15 protein-coding genes, 1 tRNA gene and 1 pseudogene are annotated in these 20,478 nt (G+C 55.8%); 11 read left to right on the forward strand and 6 right to left on the reverse strand.

What is annotated here, in order from left to right; all coding sequences use genetic code 11:
• The first annotated feature begins 61 nt into the window (after nt 1–61).
• From BOA8489_RS06080 to BOA8489_RS06090, 3 genes are read left to right on the forward strand one after another with little or no spacing between them, the layout of a single operon-like run.
• Entirely contained in the window at nt 62–1,117 is a 1,056-nt protein-coding gene (locus BOA8489_RS06080; RefSeq protein ID WP_093973124.1) for a quaternary amine ABC transporter ATP-binding protein, read from the forward strand.
• On the forward strand, nt 1,114–2,655 hold the full coding sequence (locus tag BOA8489_RS06085; protein ID WP_093973125.1) for an ABC transporter permease: 1,542 nt from the start codon (nt 1,114–1,116) through the stop codon (nt 2,653–2,655). The genes BOA8489_RS06080 and BOA8489_RS06085 overlap by 4 nt, the downstream gene beginning before the upstream one ends.
• Complete coding sequence (locus tag BOA8489_RS06090; protein WP_093973126.1) at nt 2,652–3,371, forward strand: alpha/beta fold hydrolase; 720 nt, start codon at nt 2,652–2,654, stop codon at nt 3,369–3,371. The genes BOA8489_RS06085 and BOA8489_RS06090 overlap by 4 nt, the downstream gene beginning before the upstream one ends.
• A 56-nt stretch (nt 3,372–3,427) precedes the next feature.
• Here BOA8489_RS06090 and BOA8489_RS06095 read toward each other — a convergent pair whose 3' ends face one another.
• The 4 genes from BOA8489_RS06095 to BOA8489_RS06110 are packed head-to-tail and all read right to left on the reverse strand — an operon-like array spanning nt 3,428 to nt 7,625.
• On the reverse strand, nt 3,428–4,534 hold the full coding sequence (locus BOA8489_RS06095; protein ID WP_093973127.1) for a dimethylsulfoniopropionate demethylase: 1,107 nt from the start codon (nt 4,532–4,534) through the stop codon (nt 3,428–3,430).
• On the reverse strand, nt 4,535–6,160 hold the full coding sequence (locus BOA8489_RS06100) for an AMP-binding protein (protein ID WP_093973128.1): 1,626 nt from the start codon (nt 6,158–6,160) through the stop codon (nt 4,535–4,537).
• Between the two features lie 27 nt (nt 6,161–6,187).
• Nucleotides 6,188–6,823: a DUF1326 domain-containing protein gene (locus BOA8489_RS06105; protein ID WP_093973129.1), complete on the reverse strand. Its 636-nt coding sequence runs from the start codon at nt 6,821–6,823 to the stop codon at nt 6,188–6,190.
• 13 nt (nt 6,824–6,836) lie between these two features.
• Nucleotides 6,837–7,625, reverse strand: coding sequence for a DUF2182 domain-containing protein (locus tag BOA8489_RS06110; RefSeq protein WP_245813686.1), 789 nt, complete (start codon nt 7,623–7,625; stop codon nt 6,837–6,839).
• 31 nt (nt 7,626–7,656) lie between these two features.
• On the opposite strand from BOA8489_RS06110, the gene BOA8489_RS06115 reads away from it, so the two are divergent.
• The 6 genes and pseudogenes from BOA8489_RS06115 to BOA8489_RS20715 form a co-directional block, all read left to right on the forward strand.
• A complete protein-coding gene (locus BOA8489_RS06115; protein WP_093973130.1) occupies nt 7,657–8,430 on the forward strand; it encodes a FadR/GntR family transcriptional regulator in 774 nt (257 codons plus the stop codon).
• A 30-nt stretch (nt 8,431–8,460) separates the two neighbouring features.
• Complete coding sequence (locus tag BOA8489_RS06120; RefSeq protein ID WP_093973131.1) at nt 8,461–9,264, forward strand: crotonase/enoyl-CoA hydratase family protein; 804 nt, start codon at nt 8,461–8,463, stop codon at nt 9,262–9,264.
• A gap of 197 nt (nt 9,265–9,461) precedes the next feature.
• Nucleotides 9,462–10,295: a cobalamin B12-binding domain-containing protein gene (locus BOA8489_RS06125; RefSeq protein WP_141138245.1), complete on the forward strand. Its 834-nt coding sequence runs from the start codon at nt 9,462–9,464 to the stop codon at nt 10,293–10,295.
• A 147-nt stretch (nt 10,296–10,442) separates the two neighbouring features.
• Nucleotides 10,443–12,503 (forward strand): ATP-binding protein, encoded by a 2,061-nt coding sequence (locus tag BOA8489_RS06130; protein WP_093973133.1) that lies wholly within the window; start codon nt 10,443–10,445, stop codon nt 12,501–12,503.
• Between the two features lie 294 nt (nt 12,504–12,797).
• On the forward strand, nt 12,798–14,501 hold the full coding sequence (ade, locus tag BOA8489_RS06135; RefSeq protein WP_093973134.1) for an adenine deaminase: 1,704 nt from the start codon (nt 12,798–12,800) through the stop codon (nt 14,499–14,501).
• Nucleotides 14,502–15,654: 1,153 nt separating this feature from the next.
• Nucleotides 15,655–16,329, forward strand: a pseudogene (locus BOA8489_RS20715) (calcium-binding protein); the annotation flags it as partial.
• Between the two features lie 20 nt (nt 16,330–16,349).
• Here BOA8489_RS20715 and BOA8489_RS06140 read toward each other — a convergent pair.
• Together BOA8489_RS06140 and BOA8489_RS06150 are read right to left on the reverse strand one after the other, a co-directional pair.
• Nucleotides 16,350–17,777 carry a M10 family metallopeptidase C-terminal domain-containing protein gene (locus BOA8489_RS06140; RefSeq protein ID WP_093973135.1) on the reverse strand — a complete coding sequence of 476 codons (1,428 nt, stop codon included), beginning with the start codon at nt 17,775–17,777 and terminating at the stop codon, nt 16,350–16,352.
• A gap of 490 nt (nt 17,778–18,267) precedes the next feature.
• On the reverse strand, nt 18,268–19,332 hold the full coding sequence (locus BOA8489_RS06150; protein ID WP_281256172.1) for a LacI family DNA-binding transcriptional regulator: 1,065 nt from the start codon (nt 19,330–19,332) through the stop codon (nt 18,268–18,270).
• A gap of 148 nt (nt 19,333–19,480) precedes the next feature.
• Between BOA8489_RS06150 and BOA8489_RS06155 the strand changes: the two genes are divergently transcribed.
• Together BOA8489_RS06155 and BOA8489_RS06160 are read left to right on the forward strand one after the other, a co-directional pair.
• Nucleotides 19,481–19,557 (forward strand) — tRNA-Arg (locus BOA8489_RS06155).
• Nucleotides 19,558–19,623: 66 nt separating this feature from the next.
• On the forward strand, nt 19,624–20,259 hold the full coding sequence (locus BOA8489_RS06160; RefSeq protein ID WP_093973137.1) for a glutathione S-transferase: 636 nt from the start codon (nt 19,624–19,626) through the stop codon (nt 20,257–20,259).
• Nucleotides 20,260–20,478: the final 219 nt, after the last annotated feature.

The raw sequence follows: 20,478 nt of genomic DNA on the forward strand, positions 1-20,478 counted from the left end.
GGCGCACCCCTAATTGGGTCGCGCCATCGACCCACCCCCTTCCGAGCAGGACAGGCGCCACATGACCGATCAAACCGTCATAGAGATTTCCAACGTCTGGAAGATTTTCGGAGCGAACGCGCAGGCCGCTCTTGCCGCGATCCGCGAGAGGGGTCTCGGGAAGTCCGAGGTTCTTGCCGAGTATAACGCCGTTGTTGGAGTTGCCGATGTCAGCCTGTCGGTAAACCGGGGCGAGATCTTCTGCATCATGGGTTTGTCAGGAAGCGGCAAATCTACTTTGGTGCGCCATTTCAACAGGCTTTTGGAGCCGACTGCCGGCAAGATCGAAATCGAAGGCATTGACGTGATGGCGCTGGGCTCACGTGAGCTTCAGCAATTCCGAAATCAGAAGATCGGCATGGTCTTTCAGAACTTCGCTCTGATGCCGCACCGCTCTGTTCTAGACAACGTGGCAATGCCGCTTGAGATCAGGAAAGTCCCCAAGAACGAGCGTATGCGACAGGCGGCTGCGATCCTTGACATCGTTGAGCTGGGTGCCTGGGGTGCGAAATTTGCGCATGAGTTGTCCGGCGGGATGCAGCAGCGCGTGGGACTGGCACGGGCGCTTGCCGCGAACCCGGATGTCTTGCTGATGGACGAACCGTTTTCGGCGCTTGATCCGCTGATCCGCCGTCAGCTGCAGGACGAGTTCATTCGTCTCAGCAAGATTCTGAAAAAGACGACGATCTTCATTACTCATGATCTGGATGAAGCGGTTCGGATCGGGGACCGCATTGCGATCATGCGCGACGGCAAGATGGTGCAGATGGGGACAGCCGAAGACATCGTGATGGACCCGGCGGACGATTATGTTGCTGATTTCGTGGCTGGAATTTCGCGTCTGAAAGTGGTGCATGCGCACGCCGTGATGCAACCGATTGAGGCGTTTGTTTCTGCGAACGGCGCACTGACCCCGGATGCGCCGAAGGTCGATGGGGCCGAAACTCTTAGCACGCTCATTAATCTTGCGATAGGCGATGATCGCCCAATCGTCGTGCAAACCGACGGCAAAGACGCCGGTGTCATCACACGCTCTGACCTGTTGCGCACAGTGATCGAAGGGACAGAAGTATCATGACGGATCTCGGCATTAATCCTCTGGAAGATACAGAGTCCGCTGCCGCGCAGGCCTATGCCGAAGAACGGCGCGAAAACATCCGTACCTTCGTGCGCACCAACCCTGAATACTACATTCGTATGTTCGACAAGATCGGGGCCTCGTCGCGTTTTACGCCGACGCTGAATATCTTGGCGGGACTTTTTGGCCCGGTCTGGTTCGGCGCGCGCGGATTGTGGAACTGGGCGCTGCCGTTTCTGATCGTCGAAGCCCTGGCGATGGTTCAAATGGCGCGTGGACTGTTCGGGGACCTGGGCGCTGAAGCTATGGAGCGCATCGCGTCTATCGAAGGAACGCTTGAGTTGCGCCGCCAGCAACTTGCCGCTGCAATAGAAAACGGTTCGGACCGGGTAGACGCTTTTCAGCGTACAGTCGACTCTCTTGAGGCGAATATTGGTGGTATCCGCGCCGAGGCCGAAGCCATGGCTGCTGAAGGTCCGACAATTGCGCTGACAGGTCTGGCTATTTTGGTCTTGGCCAAGATTGCGCAGGCGCTTGTTGCCAACACAGCGCTTGAAGGGCGGTTCTCGGATTGGCTCAGCGATCGGACGGTCCGTTCGGGTCTGCCGATCACAGAGATTATTTTCAGCGCGATTTTCATGGTGCTGATCGTCTTTGCAGCGATGATGCACTACAGCTTTCCAGGGCGGTTTTCGCTGCTCTCGGATTTCCCAACGGACCCGGATATCCGACTTGTCAGTATTGACGGGGTTGAGGCGTTCTTCAATTGGGCGGTGCTGAACGGCGATGCGCTGTTTGATGCGATCACCTACTGCATTCGCCTTGTTCTGGATGCGCTGGAGATTGTCTTTGTCAGTACTCCTTGGATCGTGATTGCCTCGCTTATCATTCTTCTGACCTGGCTGACTGCCGGTGTTCGCATGGCGATCTATTCAGCCGCCTTCTTGTCTTACATGGGGCTGTTGGGCTTTTGGGAGAAGGCCATGACGACGCTGGCATTGCTTGGTACGGCGGCCTGTCTGTCGATCCTGATCGGCATTCCTCTGGGAATGTTCGCAGCACGCAGACCGAGGTTTTATTCCGCGATTCAACCCATCATGGACTTCATGCAGACCATGCCGGCATTCGTGTTCATGATCCCGGTCATCGCTTTCTTCGGAACGGGCAAGCCCGCCGCGGTTGTGACGACCATGATTTTCGGCGGCACGCCTGTTGTGCGTTTGACAGTCTTGGGTTTGCGAGGCGTTCCTGAAAGCGTGCGCGAGGCGGCGATCAGTTTTGGTGCGAACAAATGGTATCTGTTGACCAAGGTCGACCTGCCCCTTGCGGGACCTTCGATCCGGGCGGGGATCAACCAGACCATCATGCTGTCGCTTGCCATGGTCGTCGTGGCGTCGCTGATCGGAGCGAAGGGACTTGGCGAGGACGTGCTGGAGGCGCTGCAATACGCGAATGTCGGACAGGGTATTCTTGCCGGGTTCTCGATCTTGTTCTGCGCAATGATCCTCGATCGTATCGTTCAGGGTGGGCGCAAGTGACACCGGTTGTTTTTGTACACGGTTTTCTTGGTGGCAGTCGGCAGTGGCGGGCTCAGGTCGAGGCGCTTTCGGGAATTGACGTGATCGCCGTTGATCTGCCTGGCTACGGGGAGAACGCGCATCTTTCGCCCCTCGAAAGCATTTCCGCATTTGCCACTTGGGTGTTGGAAGCGTTGAGATCGCGCGGGATCGCGCGGTTTAATCTGATAGGTCATTCAATGGGCGGAATGATCGCGCAGGAAATGATGGCGCAGGCCCCCGAATGTATTGAACGATTGGTGCTCTATGGGACTGGGGCCACCGGGGTTCTGCCGGGTCGGTTCGAGACGATTGAGACGTCAAGACAACGCGCTCAATCAGATGGCGCACAGGCGACGGCAAGACGGATTGCCGCCACCTGGTTTCTTGAGACATGCAAGGCCGATGCCTATGAGGATTGCGCGCATATCGCAGAGCAAAGCGGTATGGGCGCTATTCTGGCTGGTCTTGAGGCAATGGAAAGCTGGAACGGCACCAATCGTCTTCAAGAGATCCGTAGCAAGACGCTTATTGTCTGGGGCGACCGCGACCGCACCTATCCGTGGAAGCAAACCGAATATCTCTGGCAGTCGATCGCTGGATCAAGTCTGGCGGTGCTTCCGGATTGCGCGCACGCTGCGCATCTGGAAAAGCCGTATTACTTCAATGGCCTGATAAAAGACTTCATTTCCGCCTGAGCTGAGGCAGCCAGCAAAAGGACGGTGCGACGCAGCAGTAGCCATGCCGCGGATTTCTAGTTTTCGTGCCAGAACCGGTCCTTGACGACGCCTTCTACGACGCCTTCGGGCGTCTCGATGGACAGCGTGGTGCCCGGATCCCAATGGGTCATGCGCACCATGCCAATGGCGACCGAGCAGTCGAAGTCAGGCGACCACGAACTCGAAGTGACTTGCCCGATTTTCTGATTTTTTGACATGATCGGCCAGGCCCGATCGCAGGCTGGCACACGGCCTTTGATTTCGATGGGGCGGATCTGCCGGATGGGCCCGTCCTTTGCGACACGCAGCAAAGCGTCTCGCCCAATGCAGCCGATGGCCGTTTGTGTGTTGCAGAATTTGCCCAGCCCACATTCATGCGGCGTGTTCTCGCGGGTCATGTCGTTGCCATAGCTGAGCAAACCGCTCTCAATGCGCTCGGCTGCGTTTGGACAACCTGCGCGCACGTTAAGGTCTTTTCCAGCTTCAAAGAGCGCATTCCAGATCGGCATTCCCCATTCGGAGCCTTCGACGTAGATCTCGAAGCCGCCCTGCTTGGAGTAGCCCGAGCGCGCTATGACGACGTCCTGCCCCTCGAAACTGAAGATGCCGAAGCGGAAGAAGCGCAGGTTGCGGATATCTTCGCCAAAAACGCGGGCGGCCAGTTCGTCTGACTTTGGGCCCTGAATAGCGAGTGGACTGATATCGGGTTCGTCGACAAGCACCTCGAACCGATAGGCGTTCGCAATGCCCTTGACCCAAAGCAAAAGGTCCGAGTCCGCGATCGAGATCCAGTAGCGGTCCTCGCTGAGTTTAACGGCCACGGGGTCGTTCAGCATTCCGCCGGTTTCATCCACGATGGGAACGTAGAGGCACTGGCCCGGAAGCATTCCACGCAGGTCGCGCGGCGTCAGTGTTTGCATGAGCCGGGTTGCGTCGGGGCCGCGCAGTTCAACTTGTCGTTCACAGGCGACGTCCCAGACCTGAACGTGCTTTTTCAGGTGGTGGTAGTCGGCTTCGATGCTTTCGAAGAACACCGGCAAGAGCATGTGGTTATAAACGGTGTATCCACCGACGCCAGCGGCCTCGACGCCGTCAGAGAAAGGCGTGCGGCGCAGACGCCGCGATGGAGCAATGAGAGCCATTCAGGATTGTCCTTCTGCACGCGCCAACTGGCGCAGCTCAAATTTCTTGATTTTGCCCGTGGCGGTTTTCGGGAGCTCCCCGAAGACCACGGATTTGGGTGTCTTGAAGCCAGCAAGGTGGCCCCGGCAGAATGTAATGATGTCTTGGTCGCTTGGGGTTTTCCCCTCGCGCAGTTCGACATAGGCACACGGAACTTCGCCCCATTTCTGGTCGGGTTTGGCGACCACGGCGGCCGCCTGAACATCCGGGTGACGGTAGAGAACGGCCTCGACTTCGACAGATGAGATGTTTTCGCCACCCGAGATGATGACATCCTTCAGGCGGTCCCGCACTTGCATGTAACCATTCGCGTGGACAACTGCGGCGTCGCCGGACCAGAACCAGCCGCCAGAGAAGGCTTCAGCGCTGGCGGCGTCATCTTTGTAGTACCCCTTCATGACGGTATTTGCGCGGATGGCGATCTCGCCTTGCGTTTCGCCGTCCATCGGGATGGGATTGCCTGTTTCACGGTCGATCACGCGGACGTCTTCAACCATTGGAAATGCAACGCCCTGATGGGCCTGCAATTCGGCCTGTTCGGCAGGCGTCAGGTCGTCCCAGTCTTCTTGCCAAAGGCATTGCGAGATGTGGCCATAGGTTTCAGTGAGACCATAAACCTGCATCACATCCAGACCCATCGCGCCCGTTTTTTCGAGAATTGCAGGCGGCGGCGGTGCCCCTGCTGTCATGACGCGGATGCGCGGATCATAGGGTGTTGAGGGGCTATGCGGGCTTTCAGCAAGCATCTGAAGAACGATCGGTGCCGCTCCGAAATGGGTGATCTGTTCTGCCGCGATGGCCTCGAAGATGCGTTGCGGGACCGGATCGCGGGTGAACACCATCTTGCCTCCAACCAGAGGCAACATCCAGGGGTGGCACCAACCGTTGCAGTGGAACATCGGCACGATCGACAGGTAGGACGCGTAGTGAGGCACCTGCCATGCATTGATCGTGCCCATGGCCATGAGCGCGGCGCCGCGGTGGTGGTAAATGACGCCTTTGGGGCGCCCCGATGTCCCGGAGGTATAATTCAGCGCAATGGCTTGCCATTCATCGTTGGGCAGACCGTCGCCGTCAAATGAGGGGCCGCCGAGGAGTTGGTCGTAGTCGGAATCTCCGACGGTTCCGGCGTCCGGGCCCTGTGCGTCCCGGATTGTAACAAGGGGCAATGTCTTGCCGAGAAAGTCGAAGGCCGCGTGGACGAGCGTTCCAAGCGTGCTGTCGGCAATCACCAGTTTGGTGTCGGCGTGTCCAATAATGTAGCCGATGGTTTCCGCTTCAAGCCGCGTGTTGATCGTGTTCAGCACAGCGCCGATCATCGGGATCGCGAAACTCAACTCAAACAGTTCAGGGATATTCGGGCAAATGACGGAAACCGTGTCGCCCTTTCCAATCCCGTGCGCTTGCAGTCCGCCAGCGACGGCGCGCACACGATCTGCGAACATTCGCCAGTCATACCGCACGTCACCGTAAACGACCGCGGGTCTTTTGCCGTGGACCGCGGCTGCGCGATTGAGGTGCGAGATCGGCGAAAGAGGCACGTAGTTTGCCATGTTCGCAGAGGGTTTGTCGTAATGTGATTGCATGGCGTCCACTCCTCCCCGAACAGACGCTTACTTCGGTCCGTGCCAGTCAATCTGGCAAATCTCGGCCGAACGCCCTTCGAAATCCCAGACGCGACCAAAGGCCCGCAGCCGGCCCTGATTGGCGGTCGCCACCGTAATGTCGGCGCCCATCCAATATTGGCTGTTCGTGATGACCAGATCGTTCTCCGGGTCCTTGCCTGCGACGGGGATGATTTCACCCTTGATGCGTTTGCCGACCGAGATACGACGGGTCTTGCCTTCATTTTCGTAGGTGATCGGTTGGCGCTCGTGGCCGAGAAGTTCGGAAACGAGCACACTGAAGAGACCCGTTGTGCCGCGCGCTTTGCCGGACATAATGGTGACGATGGCGTCATAGGCATCATCGCTGGCGCGGTCGTCAATGAACAGGGCTACCTTCCAGTTCCCGCGCGCCATACGTTCGGGGATTTCGATCATGAGACCCACGTTCAGACCGGAAAGATCAACGTCGCCATAGTGGCCGCTGTCTATGCGTATGCCGCCCCAGGTCTGGCAATGGCCTTCGGTTGGAAGGTGTTGACCCAGGGACACAACGCAGGGGCAGAAAACCGTGCAGTTGCAGTTGAGGATCAGTTCACCTTTCATCGTCCAGTCGACGGTTCCGATGTCTCCATCAAGTGCCATTTCGTTTCTCCCTTTAAAGTCCTGTAAGCGCCACGAATCCGGATGCACCAATGAGGGTGAATCCAAGGGGACGACTTATCCAGCGCCCGATTTCGGGCAGTTTTTCGAGTATCATAATCAAGGTTGCCAGCCCCATGAAGGCGAGGCTCATGACGCCGCCAACAAAGGCCAAGAGCATCAGGGCCCAGCAGCAACCCAAGCAGGTCGCGCCGAGTCTGACGCCAAGCCGCACTGGTGTTTCGCCCCAATATTGCATGAAGAACGTCAGAGGCGCACGGCATTTGCTCAGGCAGGCCTCTTTCATATCCGTGAACTGGTAGAGGCCTGCGATTGCCAGAAGCAATGCCGATAACCACAAGGAGCGGCTATCGCCAAAGCTGCTTACCAATTCATAGTGAAAGAGCGCCATTTGGAGGCCGGATGCGACCAGCGCAAAACCGGCCCAGACGGCAATGAAGCCTACGGCCAGCATATGAAAATCCGTTTCGGCTCCGGACTGTGTAAGGTCATCATATGCGGCGAAAGCGGGAAGGGCGGTTGGCAGCATCATCGCTGTCGACATCAAGAGCCACATCAACGTGACACGGGTGAAGCCAGCGAGGTCCGGCGTTATGGCGCACAACGACACCCAGAACTCGGATCCGAACAGCCGGGAAGCTTCGCGAAGCTCTTGCGGGATTGCCATCGCATAAAGGGCCACCCAGGACGCAATGATCGCACCGAAAAGTACGAGCCAATGCAGTCCAAGCATGGAGCGTATGCGATCCGCGAACAAGATGACCTCCCGAGTCAGTGGTTGCATTTTAAATGTCAGACTTTTAAATGTCTGACAAATGAAAATCGATCCAGACAGCAATGCCGGTCTTTCGGCACAGATCGCGAAGTCCATTCGCGATGCGATTATTTCAGGCGCGCTTATCGTCGACGAGCGCCTGCCGTCCGAGGCTGAGCTTGCGGAACATTTTGATGTGTCGCGCCCGACAATTCGCGAAGCGCTCAAGCGGCTTGCCGCGCAATCGCTGATCCGCACGCAGCGCGGTGCCTTCGGAGGCGCTTTTGTGCGCCATCTTTCGTACGAAGACGCCCGAGAGCAACTTGTGACGACATCCACACTTCTACTCAGCATGAACGGCATAAGTTTCGACACGGCCTGCGAGGCACGTTTTGCATTGGAGCGCGCTTGTGCGCCGATGGCTGCCCAGCGCCGAGGGCCAGAGCAATTGGCGATCATGAGAGCTGAGATAGAACGTCAGATCGAGCCTGGTTTGACCGACGAGGCGTTTTGCGCTTCAGACGTCAAGTTCCACCGCGCGCTTGTTGACGGAGCTCAGAACCCGGTCTTGTCTTATCAGTTGTCCGGTTCGATCGAGGCCATGCAACCGTTGATGAACATGATTACGTTCACGGCGCGGTCGCGCGCTGAAATCGTCGAGATCCATACCGGAATTCTCGACTCCATCGAAGCGCGTGACGCGGAACTTGCGACCAAAATTCTCCAACAGCTTGAAGATGTTACAAAGCGCCTTGCCTACAGCGTCATAGACGCAAAGGCAGTCGCGCATTCAAAAAAGGCCCTGACTGACGCTGCACGGGTATCGACTGACTAGCGCCGGGGCCAGGCAAGAAGGTACGAATTCATGAGTCTTCAGATTAACCCCTCGGACTACGAGAGCCTTGCCGTTGCGCAGACAGATGATGGTGTCTGGCGCGTAACCTTGAACCGTCCCGACAAGCGGAACGCTTTGGATTTGGCGACCGTGGAGGAGCTGGTTCAGTTCTTCACGGTGGCCCCTCGTGCGGGTGTTCGTGCGGTCGTTCTTGCAGGCGCGGGGGATCATTTCTGCGCCGGTCTGGATTTGATCGAGCACCATGATGCCGATCGCAGCCCAGCGGCCTTCATGCATGTCTGTATGAGATGGCACGAGGCCTTTAACAAAATGGAATACGGTGGTGTTCCGGTCATTGCCGCGCTTCACGGCGCGGTCGTTGGTGGAGGACTTGAACTCGCCAGCGCAGCCCACATTCGGGTGATGGACGAGACCGCGTATGTTGCCTTGCCGGAAGGCCAGCGCGGGCTGTTCACCGGTGGTGGCGCGACGATCCGGGTGACCGATTTGATCGGTAAGGCGCGGACCGTTGATATGATGCTAACTGGTCGGGTTTACCGTGGCCAAGAAGCGGTCGATCTTGGTTTTGCGCAATACCTCGTCGAAGGGTCCAGCCTGGAACTTGCACATGAGATCGCACAGAAGACGGCGGAAAATCTACCACTGTCCAACTTCGCCATCTGCTCGGGCGTAAGCCATATGCAGAATATGTCCGCTCTGGACGCGGCCTATGCCGAGGCTGTCTTGGCGGGTGTCGTGAACACCCAGCCGGAAGCGCGGGCGCGCCTTGCAGCCTTCGCTGACAAAACCGGAGCGCGAATTCGACCTGAATGATGCGGGTAATCGAGCAATCAAACCGTTAAATCCTACAGAAAGTGATCGCCAATAGGTTGATTTCCCGCGTTGTGTTGACCGAATCGCGAGATCAATGCACTGTCAATCCTGATTGACACATTTACCGATTAATCGTTCGAGCCGAAAAGAGCGCGAGCGCAAAAACAAAACCCAAAAAAAGACCAGGGAGCGAAGAAGTGCGAAGTGACGGCCCGTCCGGGAAGCCATTGGATATTGACGTCTACGTGCGTTCCCAAGCGGAATTACGGAGCCTGAAATCCCAACTTCCCGAGGACACGGTCGCCAGCCTTGCACGCGAAGTCATCCGACGATTGGCATCGCGGGAAATTCAAAGCTCGGTCAATACGCCGTCGGAGGATGCGATTGCGCAGCTTTGCCATGCATTGCTTTCGGACGATGACACCGCTGGTGCGCAGTATATTCAAGAGATCGAAACTGACGGAGCGACTGTTGAGGTCGTTTATCTCCAGTATCTTGCGCGCGCGGCGCAGTTGCTTGGAGTCTGGTGGGAAGAAGACAAGATTTCCTTCATGAGCGTGACGCTCGGAACAAGCCGGATGTATGCAATCATGCGCGGGATGCAGCATCGCTTTGCAGTCCCAAGGGCGCCACTGAAACGGTCTGCGCTTTTTGCCTCGGTGCCCGGAGAGACCCATACACTGGGTGTCCGAATGGCGGCTGATCTGTTTCGCCAGGATGGCTGGGATATCAATTTGAAGCTGGGTTTGACTCATGAAGAGTTACTCAAGCACGTCGAGGGCTCGGATGCAGTCCTGGTTGGAGTCTCTGCCGCAGGGGAGCACTCGATCCGTGCGCTTTCGCAGCTTGTGGTCGCACTTCGTATCAGCAATCCAAACACCAAGTTATTCGTCAGTGGAAATGTCGTGGTCAAGGCATCCGAACAGATCGCCCTTATGGGACTGGATGGCACAGCAGCGGACATCAAGACCGCTCGCGAAGTGATGGCGAAACTCTGGACCGACGTCTCTGACAAGAGATCTACGGCCTAACGGGTTTTCATGCCGTTTTCGCTTCTTGCGGTAGTGAACTTTGCGCCGCCAATGAACTCTGAATTGAGTAAAATGCGGTAGAGTAGCTTAGCATGGAATTAGTGCGTTTGTGAAAATGTGTGTCCAATCCTGAAAGGAGGGACTGGAATGTTTCGCACACTACGCCGACGCGCTTATGCCTTTTGTCTGTTGTTTTTATTTGCGCTCACCATTCCGGTTGCAGCGATACCACAAGTGAGCTGTGAAGGCGCAACGTGTAGTAAAGCGGACGCTGAAGGCGGAAAGACGGTAAGGATCGGATATACCCAGTTCGCGCCTTATTCAGGCACGTCAAACACCGGTGTCGCCGAGGGATATATGATTGACCTGGCCCGCCTCCTGCTTGAGCCGATGGATTACACGATTCGGTTCATCCCCCATCAGAATCCGTCACAGTTGTTGGAGAGTCTGGAAGCTGGCCGGATTGATGTGACGACACCCTTAAGCTTCAACCCTGAAAGGGAAGCCTATGGTGCGTTCACGGACTCGGTTTACACTTTTTCTTTTGGAGTATTCGTCGCCCGCAGTGACTCTTCAATCACCAAAGCGCATGAGCTTGCTGGCCTGCGAGTGGGAGTCTCGCAAGGGTCGCAGGCCGACCGGTTGCTGAACAGCATCGAGGGGGCAATAGCAGTCCCCCTTGATAGTGGCGACGAACTGCTGTTGCCGCTCTTGTCGGGCGACGTAGACGCAGTGGCAGCGCCTGCCTCATCCCTGAATTACAACATCGGTCGCGCCGGGCTGAGCGGTCGTGTCCAACAAATGCAATTCAGTCTTAAGGAATCGCAAGCAGGATTTCTTGTGGATCGCTCGCAGGCCCGACTGCTTCAGGATTTGAATGCAGCGATAGGACTCGCGCTAAATCGCGGACACATTGAAGACCTTTATAGCCGATGTTTTGAGTCGGGGTCTGACCCGCTAACCCATCGAGAAAGATCCGTGGTCGTACTATCCGGTGGGGTTGTGTTTCTGGCTCTGCTTTATTGGGGCTGGCTTCACTATGGCGTGCGCATGCGTGCACATCTTGCGACGGAACGCGCCAATTCGCTTCAGGAAGTGCTGAATGCAACAGGCGAGACACTGATGATCATGGATTCGCAAATGCGCCCCATTTGGTGGAACGACGCATTTTCAGACAATTTCCCCCATCAGGTTCCTTTGTTGGAGCGCGGCTCGAACCTGAAAGAAATCCTCGCGTCGATTCAGCAAGCAAACACGAACGATGCTTTTTGCGCCCCGGAAAGCCTCAATAGAAGCCCAGATGACCAGATCCTCGACCTGCTCGCCGGACGCGAGGCGCAGTCCGTCGATCTTGTTGAAGGTGGCAAGGTATTCAAGAGTCAGGGTGTCCGGCTTTCATCCGGTCAATATGGCATCCTGGCCACTGACGTGACTGCGCTGTCAATTGCGAATGCGAAACTGAAATCAAACACAGAACGGCTTCAACAGGCAAACCGGAACCTGAGCGAGTTCAGTCACGTGGCGGCGCATGATCTTGCAGGTCCGCTCAGGAATATTCGAAGCCTGCACCGTTGGATCATCGAGGATATTGCCGATACCGGGGTCGAACTGGAGGGCGAAGTGCTTGAGAATTTCGAGCATATCGATTGGCTGATTGAGTGTCAGGGAGCGTTGATTGATGACCTTCTGGCATATTCAGCTTCCGGCCAAGAGGCTTCGTCCCGCGCCTTCGATCCGACGACCCGTTGGGCCTCAGTGCTTGACCTTTGCGACATCCCAAAGGGTTTCAAAGTAACGACCCCGTCCTCCATGCCGCATCTTTTCGCTGATCCGGTCGGTTACGACATCGTAATTCGCAACCTCATCTCCAATTCCGCAAAACATCACGACCGCGAATTTGGCAAGATTGACATAACTTATAGCTTGGATGGCGATGATGTGAAAATTCACATCATGGATGACGGGCCGGGAATCGAAAACGCCCATATTTCGACGATCTTTCAGCCCTTCAAGACGCTCAAATCGCGTGACCGCGGGGGTGGAACAGGTCTGGGCCTTGCCTTCGTCGAGCGCACAGTTGGAAAATGGGGCGGGCAAGTGAACGTGTCGAGCGACCCGGCAAATCGAGTGACGACTTTCAGCTTCACGGTGCCGGTTGCTCAGAATAAAAGCGTTGCAAAGAATATCATTCGATTGCGTGCAGTTTAGAGGTGGCGTCGAGCAAAAAAACGGCGCCCAAATCGCAAAGGACATTCCTGAAAAAGACTGGGCATCAAGGCTCGAATCGTTTTGCCGCGGCACAACTGGATCAAGATTCCCCTGAGTGCAGACAGAGAACCCGAGACGCCCAAAATCCCGGGAGTTCCGAGGTCAGGTTGGCACAGATGTGGAATAGTGATCTAACTTCGGCTGTAGCGGGTCAAGACCGGTATTCGAAACGCTTGTCGCCAATCGGCGACTGACTGAGTGCTGGTTTTCCTGCCTGAATACTGAGGTGTATTGATGACGTTCCGCAGAGACTTGGAAGCGCGTATTGCCATGGGTCGAGGCGAGCGGCCGGCAGATCTGGTTCTGAAAGGCGGTCGGGTTTTCGATTTGATCACCGGTGACTTCCTTGAAGGTGACGTTGCGATCGCTGGAGATTTGATCGTCGGAACCGGGACGTCCTACCAGGGCGTTCACGAAGTCGATGTCCGGGGTGCAATTCTGGTACCCGGATTTATCGACACGCATCTGCATATCGAGAGCTCTCTGATTACGCCGCATGAGTTCGACCGTTGCGTGACGCCACGCGGTGTCACGACAGTGATTTGTGACCCTCATGAGATTGCAAATGTAATTGGGTCTGAAGGCATCAGGTATTTTCAGGCTGCATCCGAGCAGACTCTCATGAGCATTTTCGTGCAGCTTTCATCATGCGTTCCATCCACAGATATGGAGACAGCCGGCGCGCATCTGGCGGCAATCGATATCGCAGCTTTGCGAGGGCATCCTTCCGAGATTGGGCTGGCTGAGTTCATGAATTATCCCGGAGTGATCCATCGTGATCCGCAGGTCATGGAGAAGTTGCTACTGTATGAAGGAGGCCATATCGACGGTCATTGTCCGCTTCTTTCCGGCTTGGAACTGAATGCCTACATCGCCGCGGGCATCAGCACCGAACATGAAGCGACATCTGAAGCGGAAGCGAGGGAGAAACTACAAAAGGGAATGCGCGTTCTGATCCGGGAAGGTTCGGTATCCAAAGACCTGCATGCGCTCCAGCCGCTCTTGACGCCCCTGACTGCACCTTACATGTGCTTGTGTACCGATGATCGCAATCCGCTTGATATCGACGAGTACGGCCACCTTGACTACATGATCCGAACGCTGATTGCTTTGGGGACACCGCCGCTTGCTGCATATCGTGCCGCCAGTCTTTCCGCCGCTGAGGCATTTGGATTAAAGGACCGTGGATTGATTGCGCCAGGCCTGCGCGCAGACATCGTCGTATTGGACAGTCTGGAAAGTTGCCGGGCAAGTATGGTGTTCTGTGGCGGCAGACTGGCTGACGATGCAGCATTTGCAGAGCGGGGAAGCATTCCGAATGTCGGACGGAAATCGGTGAAGGCACCTGTTGTCGAGTCAGCCGACTTCCGAACAACGGCAAATCGAGAAGAGACAGATGTAATCGGTATTGTAGAAGGCAAGATTCTTACCGAGCACTTGCGCGAGACGATCCTGATCGAAGATGGGGACAAGCGTCCTGATCCAAAGCGCGATCTGGCGCGGATAACAGTCATTGAGAGACACGGAAAAAACGGAAACATTGCTTCAGGATTTGTGCGCGGATTTGGGATGATTTCCGGTGCCATAGCCTCGACGGTTTGCCATGATCACCACAACATCGTTTGCGTTGGTATGGACTATGCAGACATGGCCGTGGCCTCCAATCGCCTGGCGGAACTGGAAGGCGGGTTTGTGGTGGTCCGCGATGGTATCATTTTGGCAGAGCTGGCGCTCCCAATTGCAGGCTTGATGAGCATGGAGCCATTCGAGCAGGTTCGCGAGCAACTCCTTGAGCTGCGATCTGCCGCGGAAGGCTTGGGTGTGATCCTGGAAGAGCCGTTTCTGCAACTGGCGTTCTTGGCTTTGCCGGTCATTCCTGCTCTGAAAATCACCGACAGGGGAATGATAGACGTCACTCGTTTCGAGATAATTTCTTAGTATCGGACGTCCCTAACAAACGATTTCTTAACCAAGATTCTGCATGTTCTGCATCAGGGTTTTCATCGACTTTTGTGAAGCCACTGTTTCTGGGGACGACAGCGTGCCGCAACTCATTGTCAATCAGACAATCTCGGCTGGCGAGCTTGGCCTTGACTGGGGGATCAGCGATCTTCTCTTCGCCGAGATAAGCGGACGCCGGATCGTCTATGTTTTGTCTCGTTCGGATCAGACCTTGGTCGAGCTTGAAATAGCACCTGATGGCACTGTCAACGTCGTTCAGGATCTGGAATTGCAGGGGTCTTTCGAAGTCGGCAGCTCGCCAGAACTGGAGCTGTACGATGGCATGCTTTCCCTGGCGGGACTATCAAATTCCAGCGGCCAGTTCGTATCCTTGTCGACCGATGGCGCACTTGGGTCGCAATACTCGGAGCCGGGTGTCGGCGAACTGGTCGCACCCTTGTCGATTGGCGGTTTTCTTGTTTCTGCCGACGAATCCGGCAACGGTCTGGTCGTCTATGAAGGCACAGATTCCGGTCTTGCTTGGGTGGCGAGTGTTGTGGACGAAGACGATACCTTTCTGGGTGGTGTCTGGGACACGGCCGCAATAACAACTTCAGGTGCTAACTACCTTGCCGCCGTTTCCCGATCTGAAAATGGTGTGACATTGGTGGAAATCGGCGCGTCTGGCACACTGTCCGCTGTAGATAGTTTGGGTACACTCGAAGGCCTTCCCATTAGCCAGCCAATCGGGGTTGAAGGGCTTCAGCGCGTGAACGAAAGTCTGCTTGTCGTCGCCGCTTCAGGTACCTCGTCGCTATCAACGATGCGCGTGGAAGCAAATGGAGAGCTTTGGCTCACTGACCACGTCCTCGATTCCAGCTCAACGCGGTTCCAATCGGTGTCATGTGTCGATGCCATAACCGTTGGCAATTTTGCCTACGTCGCGGCAGGAGGCGCGGATGGGGGGATTTCACTGTTCACGATTCTTGCCGGGGGTCGGTTGGTCCATTTGTCGACAACTGTAGATACTGCAAGCACAACGCTGTACCGCGTTTCGGCGATTTCGATAAGTTACATGAATGGTTCGCTGCAAATTCTTGGTGGTTCCGCATGGGAAGCCGGGTTGACGCGTTTGAGCTACGATTTGACCATGCAGGGTTCGGTACTGCTCGCACCCGAATTCACTGTGGGGACAGACTTGAACGACCAACTCATGGGTTCTGACACCGCCGACGTTCTGGACGCCGGTGCCGGAGAAGACATTCTCTTTGACGGGCATGGATCAGACACGCTTACTGGCGGATCTGGCCAAGACCTTTTCGTGTTTTCTCTGGACGGAGTAGAAGACCTAATTCTCGATTTTGAACGCGGCGTTGATCGTCTTGATCTGTCGAGTTTTGATTTCCTTTATGACGTGAGCCAGCTTTCGATTGTGCCGACAAGCGATGGTGCGGAGATTACCTTCGCCGATGAAGTTCTGCGGATAATCAGTGATGACGGGCAATCTCTTTCGGTGCTCGATTTTGAAAACCCAGATATCCTCAACATCGATAGGCCGCCCCTTCTTAACGTAAGCCAGGCGCTGGATGGGGGCGCTGGTGATGACGTTCTGAACGGGAATTCAGGTGACGATACGATTTCCGGATTTGGTGGAAATGACATTCTGTCGGGTGGCGCCGGAGCGGATCTTCTGGACGGCAGTGATGGGGATGACACACTTGATGGCGGAGTTGGTCATGACATTTTGCGCGGCGGCGACGGGCGCGATCTGGTCTTTGGAGGGGCTGATGACGACTTTGTAAGCGGTGGCGACGGTGGGGACACGTTATATGGAGACGACATCGCTTATGCGATCGCGAAATTGTCAAGTAGGATGTCTCCCCAGACTGCCAGAAGGTCCCCGTCATCCAAAAGGGTTTGGGCGTCTGCGTTCGGTGTCCAGGATGGGAACATGTCCACAAGCCCGGCAAGTGTGATGTCATCACCGAAAAGCAGGTCATTTCCGTTTCCGCAGTCGAGCTCATCGCTTCCCTCGCCCCCTTCCAGCACGTCACGGCCTTCGCCTCCGTCAAGCCTATCGTTTCCGCCTTGACCCCTGAGGGCGTCGTTCCCGTCAGCGCCATAAGCCGCATCGGTGCCCGCGCCAGTCGACAGCCCGTTGTTGCTTGAATTCCCATGGACGGAATCGTCTCCGTCTCCGGTCAGACCGTACTCGATGACGGTGCCGCGTGAGATGCCGATGTTGCCAATCAGTCCCGCGAGGTCCGAGAAGGCCTCTTCGCGCAGATCCATGTTTTGATCTGTATTGAATTCGGAGAAGTCGAAAACGTCTGTTCCGGCTGTATCAAAAACGGTGAAGGTTCCCGGGTTTGACAGACTGAGTGCGATGTCGAGGTAGATACCTGTATTGCCATTTGCGCCGTACACATCTTCGCCGGTGTTGGAATCGGGGATTCCATAGAGGTCATGGATTGCGATCAGGTCGGCCACTTGTGGCGTGATCACATACGCGAAGCTTGCATCAACGAACGCGTTTTCGACCTGGTGGAAATATGACATGACGGACGCTTGCCAGCTATCGTTCAGGTAAGAGTTGTCGGTTCCGTATGTCGCGCTTCCATTGTAGTTGCCCGCATGGCCCAGCCCAAGTGCGTGACCGATCTCATGCAGGTAGGTCTGGTAGAAATAGCCATCAACGCGCGCCGATCCACCCGCCCAGGTGTCGTCAATGTTGATAACGGCGCGAGTGATTGTGGACCCCGAGGCCCAAAACTGCGCATAGGCCCCCGCCGCGTCATCTTGGAATGCGATATCTGGGGATGTCGGTGTTTCTCGCACAGAAAGCGTATAGTCACCTGCGAAGCTGTCGAGATAAGAACTGGCTTGAAGATAGTAGGTGCCCGTTGTGGGCGCTTCGAACGAGATCATGCTGCCAATGCCGTTTGCATCGTCGTTCTGCAAAATGACGTTTCCGTTGCTGTCACGCAGTCGCAGATAAGGGTCAGCAAGTGGGTTGCCGGCATTTCCGTTCTCGTCCAGCGCAATGGTAATGCTTTGTCCTGCAACAAGATTAATGGCGATTGCGTCGCGATCAGAGGCCCCAATCGTGCCGATGAAGTCCTCACCCACATTCATGCTATAGGCGGTCAAAGTGCCCGAGCTTGCATCAAGACCTTCAATCCGCGTGGCGGTAGGGGCAATCTGATCAGCCGTTCGTTCGACAAATTCAAGGCCAGTCACGTCGCTCCAGGCTTCGAGAGCAAGACGTGCCATCAACTGGCCGTTATCCTCGAGAGCTGACAAGTCTACTGTCAATATGTCGCCGGTAGCCGCATTGAAGGAATAGGTGTTTCCCCCCAGAAATCGGTGGTGAGTTGCGTTGCAATCTGGTCATTCGTGAATATCGGGACGTCGTCAGAAAGATTGCCTGACTCAAAATCATGATTATCGCCGCTGACGGTCCAAGTCTCGGACCATTCTCTGTAGTCAGTTCGAAAAACCGCCATCAGATGGTCCTACGTGGTGCGGAATTTCTGTGGCTCTTGTCGTGCCCCAGGCGCAAATCCTTAGCGTGGTACGCGGACGTCAGGCGCAAAGGCGCCATAATAAGAAAAGTCATTTCTCACCCCAGTTCGGTCAAGCCGTTCTTGATGTCTGCATGGCCCCCCTTGCAGCGCATCACGGGTAGAATGAGTTCAATTCCCTTGCAAATTACTTAATGTGCGCCTTGAGCCTAAAAAAACTTGAGGACACTTTCATCGACCTAGCGGTAGCGCCTCAGCGTCTCGCCAGGTTCAAGCTTGGGCGTGAGTTCAATTCGCTGACCGCCTTCGGTGATGGATCCGTCGATCCGGCCAGCGATGATACGTGCCGCTTCGCGACCAATCGCCTTTCGACCGGAATCCATCGTCGCAAGTTTGCGGGGCAGACCGTCGAGTAGCTCGACACCGTTGAATCCGGCCAAGCCAAGATCAGACGGCACCTTGATGCCCTGATCGAGGCAATATAGCAGGCCACCGGCACCGATCATGTCGTTAGAGTAGTATAGAAAATCGATATCTTCCGATCGTTGCAGCATGGTTTCAGTCATTTCGCGACCTTTGGCGAGCGCTGAGCCGCCGGAGTAGAACTCCTGATCCATGACTTCTATGCCTTCCTTTGCAAGAGCTTCGGTGAAGCCCTCAAAACGCTTGCGGGCGCGGTGGTCGAGGGGCATTTTCGTCCCAAGAAACCCGATATTGCGATAGCCAGATTTCACGATAGCCCGCGCCATCTCGCGTCCTGCCCGGCGATGGCTGATGCCCACTACGGCATCCACCGGCTCTCCGTCGACATCCATGATTTCGACAACCGGAACGCCGGCAGCCTTCAGCATCGCACGAGACGCATCCGAGTGTTCCAGCCCCGCAATAATGACGCCCGAGGGCCGCCAGGACAGCATCTCGAAAAGGACTTCTTCCTCTTTTTCAGGCAGGTAATTCGTGACGCCTACGACGGGCTGCAACGGCGTATCGTCCAGCACTTCGGATATGCCGGTCATGACTTCCGGGAACACCATATTGGACATGCTAGGAATGATCACCGCAACAAGATTAACGCGGCTTGAGGCAAGTGCGCCCGCGATCTTGTTCGGTACGTAGCCTAGGGTTTTCGCCGCTTTAAGCACTTTCTCACGCGTCGCCAGCGAGACATCACCCCTGTTTCGCAAGACCCGACTGACCGTCATCTCGCTTACGCCCGATGCTTCGGAAACATCGCGAAGCGTAAGAGGTCTGCGGGGAGGGATCTCGATATCGTCTGTCATGGGAATGATCTTTTTGTCTGTCATGGTTCAACTCGTATGCCTACATCCGCTGTCTATGGCCGACTTTGTCTGTTATCGCTAACCTCTCCGATCTTCATCAATTTGTCACGCAAGCATTTTGAAAGATGGAAGACTTGCAGCTACGCGCAGGATTTCCGACAAAGGGAGGCGTGACCCCGTGGCTCAACTGGACAGAGCAGCCCCCTCCTAAGGGGCAGGTTGCAGGTTCGAATCCTGCCGGGGTCGCCAGAAACAACTGAAATTCTTGACTTAAGGGCGTTGGAAGTTAGTGAGCTTGCAGATATTGCATGTGAGATGACGCCGATCCTCTACTCTTTTCGACGATGCCCCTACGCCATGCGTGCACGTTTGGCGCTGGCTGCTAGCGGCTTCATCGTTGAGCTGCGCGAGGTTGTCTTGAGAGACAAACCACAGGCGTTTCTGGATGCTTCAGAAAGCGCGACAGTGCCGTGTCTGGTGACCGACCAGGTAGTGATCGACGAAAGTCTTGATATCATGATCTGGGCCTTGTCGAAGAGCGACCCACTGAATTGGCTTGAAATGCCCAAGGCCGGTTTCGATTGGATTGATCGCGCGGACGGGCCGTTCAAGTCTGCGCTCGACCGGACCAAGTACGCAAATCGCTATGAAGGTGTGGACGTCATGGAGCAGAGGGGCCGCGCGTCGGATTTCCTGAGTGAGTTGGACGCGCAAATCGACTCATGGATGTTCGAACGGCCAACAATTGCTGACTTCGCCATATTGCCGTTCGTTCGACAGTTCGCCTTTATTGACAAGCCGTGGTTCGACAACCAGCCGTGGCCTAATTTGTCAGCTTGGCTCGCGCGGTTTCTGGACTCGCCCGAGTTCGCCGCAATCATGCAGAAGTATCCCCAATGGCACGCTGGCGATCCGCCCGTGCTCTTTCCAGCTGACGATGTCAGCCGATAGGCCGCTCTTTCTCTTTTTGACGTTTCGAATCGATCATAGGCAAGCTGGAAAATCCGACCGGGGCCGTGAACAGCGATGTCATCAGGCTTTGCAAGGCTTTGTGACTCTTAGGGTGAACACGGAGCCTCGTTCTGCGCAGAGGGGATCGCTGGTGCTCCCAGCAAGACAATCTCTGAAGTGCGGTTTCGCTTTTGAAATGAGCCAAAAGAAGCGAATATC

The sequence above is a fragment of the Boseongicola aestuarii genome (assembly GCF_900184815.1).
In the GTDB taxonomy this organism is placed as follows: Bacteria; Pseudomonadota; Alphaproteobacteria; order Rhodobacterales; family Rhodobacteraceae; genus Boseongicola; species Boseongicola aestuarii.

What these genes read in the sequence shown, in the direction of transcription:
- BOA8489_RS06080 (WP_093973124.1), top strand. Translation starts at nt 62, where the DNA reads ATGACCGATCAAACCGTCATAGAGATTTCCAACGTCTGGAAGATTTTC.
- BOA8489_RS06085 (WP_093973125.1), top strand. Translation starts at nt 1,114, where the DNA reads ATGACGGATCTCGGCATTAATCCTCTGGAAGATACAGAGTCCGCTGCC.
- BOA8489_RS06095 (WP_093973127.1), bottom strand. Translation starts at nt 4,534, where the DNA reads ATGGCTCTCATTGCTCCATCGCGGCGTCTGCGCCGCACGCCTTTCTCT.
- BOA8489_RS06100 (WP_093973128.1), bottom strand. Translation starts at nt 6,160, where the DNA reads ATGCAATCACATTACGACAAACCCTCTGCGAACATGGCAAACTACGTG.
- BOA8489_RS06105 (WP_093973129.1), bottom strand. Translation starts at nt 6,823, where the DNA reads ATGGCACTTGATGGAGACATCGGAACCGTCGACTGGACGATGAAAGGT.
- BOA8489_RS06110 (WP_245813686.1), bottom strand. Translation starts at nt 7,625, where the DNA reads ATGCAACCACTGACTCGGGAGGTCATCTTGTTCGCGGATCGCATACGC.
- BOA8489_RS06115 (WP_093973130.1), top strand. Translation starts at nt 7,657, where the DNA reads ATGAAAATCGATCCAGACAGCAATGCCGGTCTTTCGGCACAGATCGCG.
- BOA8489_RS06120 (WP_093973131.1), top strand. Translation starts at nt 8,461, where the DNA reads ATGAGTCTTCAGATTAACCCCTCGGACTACGAGAGCCTTGCCGTTGCG.
- BOA8489_RS06130 (WP_093973133.1), top strand. Translation starts at nt 10,443, where the DNA reads ATGTTTCGCACACTACGCCGACGCGCTTATGCCTTTTGTCTGTTGTTT.
- ade (WP_093973134.1), top strand. Translation starts at nt 12,798, where the DNA reads ATGACGTTCCGCAGAGACTTGGAAGCGCGTATTGCCATGGGTCGAGGC.
- BOA8489_RS06140 (WP_093973135.1), bottom strand. Translation starts at nt 17,777, where the DNA reads ATGGCACGTCTTGCTCTCGAAGCCTGGAGCGACGTGACTGGCCTTGAA.
- BOA8489_RS06150 (WP_281256172.1), bottom strand. Translation starts at nt 19,332, where the DNA reads ATGACAGACAAAAAGATCATTCCCATGACAGACGATATCGAGATCCCT.
- BOA8489_RS06160 (WP_093973137.1), top strand. Translation starts at nt 19,624, where the DNA reads ATGACGCCGATCCTCTACTCTTTTCGACGATGCCCCTACGCCATGCGT.